6 protein-coding genes are annotated in these 4,274 nt (G+C 51.4%); all 6 read right to left on the bottom strand.

Features of this window, described 5'->3' with window-relative positions; genetic code table 11:
• Positions 1–11 precede the first annotated feature (11 nt).
• Positions 12–665 carry a 3-oxoacid CoA-transferase subunit A gene (locus tag LBO03_09990; protein MDR3349904.1) on the bottom strand — a complete coding sequence of 218 codons (654 nt, stop codon included), beginning with the start codon at positions 663–665 and terminating at the stop codon, positions 12–14.
• A 47-nt stretch (positions 666–712) separates the two neighbouring features.
• The gene (locus tag LBO03_09985) at positions 713–1,087 is read right to left on the bottom strand and encodes a cupin domain-containing protein (GenBank protein MDR3349903.1); all 375 of its coding nucleotides are present in this window, start codon (positions 1,085–1,087) and stop codon (positions 713–715) included.
• Between the two features lie 17 nt (positions 1,088–1,104).
• Positions 1,105–2,127, bottom strand: coding sequence for a TRAP transporter substrate-binding protein (locus LBO03_09980; GenBank protein ID MDR3349902.1), 1,023 nt, complete (start codon positions 2,125–2,127; stop codon positions 1,105–1,107).
• A gap of 30 nt (positions 2,128–2,157) precedes the next feature.
• Positions 2,158–3,435: a TRAP transporter large permease gene (locus LBO03_09975; protein ID MDR3349901.1), complete on the bottom strand. Its 1,278-nt coding sequence runs from the start codon at positions 3,433–3,435 to the stop codon at positions 2,158–2,160.
• Positions 3,432–3,941 carry a TRAP transporter small permease gene (locus LBO03_09970; protein ID MDR3349900.1) on the bottom strand — a complete coding sequence of 170 codons (510 nt, stop codon included), beginning with the start codon at positions 3,939–3,941 and terminating at the stop codon, positions 3,432–3,434. Before LBO03_09970 ends, LBO03_09975 begins: the two co-directional genes overlap by 4 nt.
• Before the next feature lie 38 nt (positions 3,942–3,979).
• The coding region (locus LBO03_09965) for a TRAP transporter large permease subunit (GenBank protein MDR3349899.1) at positions 3,980–4,274 on the bottom strand (295 nt) is incomplete at its 5' end.

The following is a 4,274-nucleotide window of genomic DNA, read 5'->3' as shown; positions in this document are numbered from 1 at the left end:
TTTTTGCCCCCTCAGTTTTCTTTGGCCAGATAATCTACGAAAATTGCCGGCGTAACCACTTCGTCCGGATTGAGTTCGCCTGTTTCGACTATATGCTCCACTTCCGCTATAACAAGTTTGGCGGCTGTCGCCATGAGCGGATTGAAATTCCTCGCCGCCCCCCGATAAACCAGGTTGCCTGTTTTGTCCGCTTTATAAGCTTTGATAATGGCTATGTCCGCGCGCAGCGGCAACTCCATGAGGTATTTTTTGCCTTCCACTTCGACGATTTGTTTGCCTTCCTGCACCGGCGTCCCCACCCCTGTAGGGGTGAGGACGCCGCCAAGTCCAAACCCGGCGCAGCGTATCCTTTCCGCGAGGGTGCCCTGCGGTATGAGATGAACTGTCGTTTCCCCGCTGGTCATTTGCCTTCCCGTTTCCGGGTTTGTCCCTATGTGCGAAACATAAAAGCGCGAAATTTGCTTGTTGCCTACGAGATTGCCCAACCCTTTGCCAACAAACGACGTATCGTTCGCGATAACGGTAAGGTCTTTTATCGGCCTCTTACTTAGTTCTTCAAGTATAAAATTCGGGCTGCCCGCATTGAGAAAGCCGCCTACCATGACGGACGCGCCGCTAAAGACCAAGTCCGCCGCCCGCTCCACGCTTATTATTTGTACCGGCATTTTTCGTCCTCTCCTTAAAAAACAGCTATATAAAAAACCGCGCCCATTTACCCTTGGCCGACAGCCTCGCCCGACGCTTCCCGCGGCGGCGCGTAAATTACTATGAAAGAGGCTTTGTCGCTTTCGCAAACTACTTTATGGCGGCAACCCGGCGGGAAAATAATAAACTCATCCTTTTTCAGCGTTACTTCTTCCCCGTCGCCGGTTATCCGGAGTTTGCCTGACAGCATGTACATGCATTGCTCAAATTCCGTATGGGCATGCGCCTCGGCATGCCCTACCCCGCCCATCTCGCCGTAGATCACTTCCACATGGCGCGCCCCGTCCTTAGGGCCTGCCAAGCGCCGGTTGAAAGTATCGCCGTGCCCCGGCGGCGAATAAACCGGCAGATCGCCCAAACAGACTTTTTTATATTTATGCATAATAAATTACCTGCCCGTTATTTCTTTTGGCTGGCTTTTACTTTACTGAGAAAATCCTCGCCAATGTTTTTGCCCAGTTTTTCATGTACGCCGGCGGACGCCCCTATCCAGGCCTCGCGCTCTTTGTCGGTCAGGACGTGCACCTTGCCGCCTTTTTGTTTTATCTCCTCCACGTCTTTTTTGCTGGCCTCTGCCACTACGTCATGGTGTTTCTTTTCCGCCGTTTTCAAATGCTGCATTATCTTTCCTTTCAGGTTCGCAGGGATGTTGTCGATAAATTTTTTGTTGGCAAGCTGCGTTATCACGGTAGAATGAATGAAGGTGTCCAAATAATACTTGGTAACTTCAAAAAGATTTCTCTCCTTGATGGAAATAGGGCCTATATCCGCCGCGTCGATCATGCCCCTTTGCATAGCGATAAAAATGTCCCCGGCCGGCAAATCCACCGGGGAAGCGCCGACTGCCAGCCAAATGAGCGAACCGTCGCCTAAGCTGCGCACTTTCATGCCCTTGGCGTCGCCCGGCAAAACGACTTCCTTGCCGCCGGTTATTATGCTGTAAGGACCGGTAGCGGCGGCGGCTACGCACACAATGCCTTTTTGTTCCAGCGGCTGCCAGATTTCCTTGGCCAAGTCGCCGGTCAGAAACTTGTTCATGGAATTTACGTCATTAAAAAGGAAAGGCAGATCGAAAGTGGTTACTTTGGGACTGATTGCCGCCAAATACCAATTGGCGAGAGAGATCATCTCGACATCGCCCCGGGCTACCGCGTCCAGCGCCTCCGCTGGCTTGTAAAGCTGGGAAGCCGGGTAAAGTTTCACGTTTACTTTGCCTTTGAGATCGGGATCCGCATCGACTAACTTTTTAAATGTTTCGGGGACGACCGACATGGTGCCGTTAGCCGGCATGTCGTAAGACCAGCGTATATCGATCGCCTTTTCCGCCGCCTTTGGGGCGCCGCCGCATCCTGACGCCAAAAGCGCCCCTATAAAAATAATCAGCGCGTACATAATATACCTATCTTTGCGCAAACAAAACATGGTTATTCCCCCTCTTAATTTGTTTTTTTATCATACCCGCGCGGGCAGCCAGGTACTAAGTTCCGGCAGCATAATGATCACGCCGAGAATTATCAGCATGACAATGACGTACGGCAAAGCGCCTTTGGCCACCGCCGCAACCGGCGTGCCGGTCGAGCCGGACAGGGCAAAAAGATTCATCCCGATCGGCGGGGTTATTGTCCCTATCTCCATGTTTATGGTGTAAATAACCGCAATATGAAGCGGATCGAACCCCAACTGCAACAAAACCGGATAGATGATGGGGATGGTGATGAGCATGATGGAAATGACGTCAAGCAGGCAGCCAAGAAAGAGCAGCAACACATTCACCGCCAGCATGAAAGCCAGCGGGGACAGCCCTATATTGACAATCCACTCAATTATTTCATTGGACACCTGGCTGATGGTTATGATATAAGCGAACACCATCACCCCGCTGAATACCACCATGATCTGCGAAGACGAAACCGCGCCTTCCGCGAATATCTCCGGCAAGTCTTTGAATTTTATGGTCTTGTAATAAAATATTGTTATGACAAGGCAATAGGCCACCCCGACCGCCGCGCTCTCGTCCGCCGTAAAAACGCCGCCGTAAATGCCGCCAATGATGATAAGCGGCGCCAACAGAATGAGAAAGGACTCTTTAAAAGAAGCCGCGATCTCTTCTAAAGACATTTGCTCCTTTACCGGCCTGCTCACCCGCGCCGGCCCGGCCCAGAAACAGGTGAAAACAGCCAGCACGGCGGTCGCGAACAACCCGGGCAGCATGCCGGCCATAAAGCACTTGCCGATAGACTGTTCGGTAATGCTGCCGTAAACAATCATGGTCAGGCTCGGCGGGATCAGTATGCCCAAAGTGCCGCCGGTGGCCAATATGCCGCAGGTAAACCCTTTGTCATAGCCGTACTTGACCATATACGGCAAAAGTATCATGCCGAGGGCGGCGGCATTGGCCAGGCTGGAGCCGCTGATCGCCGCGAATACGGCGCTTGTTATTATGGCCGCTATCCCCAAACCGCCGCGCAGGTTTTTAAAAACGCTGTTGGCAAATTCAAACATATATTTTACCAAAAGCCCTTTGGACATAATAACGCCGACGATGATAAAAAGCGGCAGCGCCACCAGCGAAAAGTTGTTCAAGGAACTGTACATGATATGCGAGACAGTAGTCATGGAAGAAAAATCAAACAGGTAAAAACATACGGCCGAAGTCAAAGCGGCGCTGAAAGCTACCGGCAGGCCGGTTATCAGGAAAAAGACAAACAAAACGATCACGGTCAGGATCATTTGCCGCTCACCCCTTCCCCGCGCGCGTGACTTTTAATCTTGTCAGTTGTAACGAAAAGCAATTCGATAAATCTTACAGTAAACAGTACGCCGCCCAAAGGCATTATCGAATAAGGGATCCAGAGCGGCGTCTTGGCCAAAGACGTGGAAGTTACCCCGGTTTCCAGCGCGTGCATGGTCAGTCTGAAGCCGCTGTAGGTCAATATGAGGCCAAAGGCGACGCCCAAGACGACGTTAAAAAGGTCAAGATAGTTCTGCCACTTGGCCGGCAAAAGATCGACCACTACCGACAGCCTTATATGCCGGCTTTTTTTCAAGACCTGGCTCGCGCCCAAAAAAGTCGACCAAATCGTGGCGAAGATTATAAATTCTTTCGCCCAGTAAAAGGAATGGTTAAATCCCAGCCGCGCCACAACTTCGACAAAGGTCAGGACAAACGCGGCGGCAATCGCCGCCGTAGCGATTTTTCGCTCTATATCGTCCCAAATCATCAATAGCTTTTTCAATTTTTACATAACCTCCGCTTGCCGCCCTATCCTGCCTTTTACATTCTATTGGGCAGCCAGAGCACGATTTCCGGGAAAAGCAAAAAGATAATCATGGATATGGCGCAAGAAATCAGCAAAACCGCCGAACCCCTGAAAGCTGTTCCGAGTGGTATTTTACCGACAGAGCTGACGATAAACACATTAAGGCCGACCGGCGGCGTAACCAGCCCCATTTCCACCAGGACTATGACGATGACGCCAAACCATACCGGGTCAAAACCCAGCGTCTGCACAACCGGAAACACCATGGGCAGGGTCAGCATCAGTATGGCGATCTGGTCCATTATGCAG

Source organism: Acidaminococcales bacterium (genome assembly GCA_031290885.1).
Taxonomy (GTDB): Bacteria; Bacillota; Negativicutes; order Acidaminococcales; family JAISLQ01; genus JAISLQ01.
The sequence above is the reverse complement of the archived record's forward strand: the minus strand, read 5'-3'. Positions and strand labels throughout refer to the sequence as shown.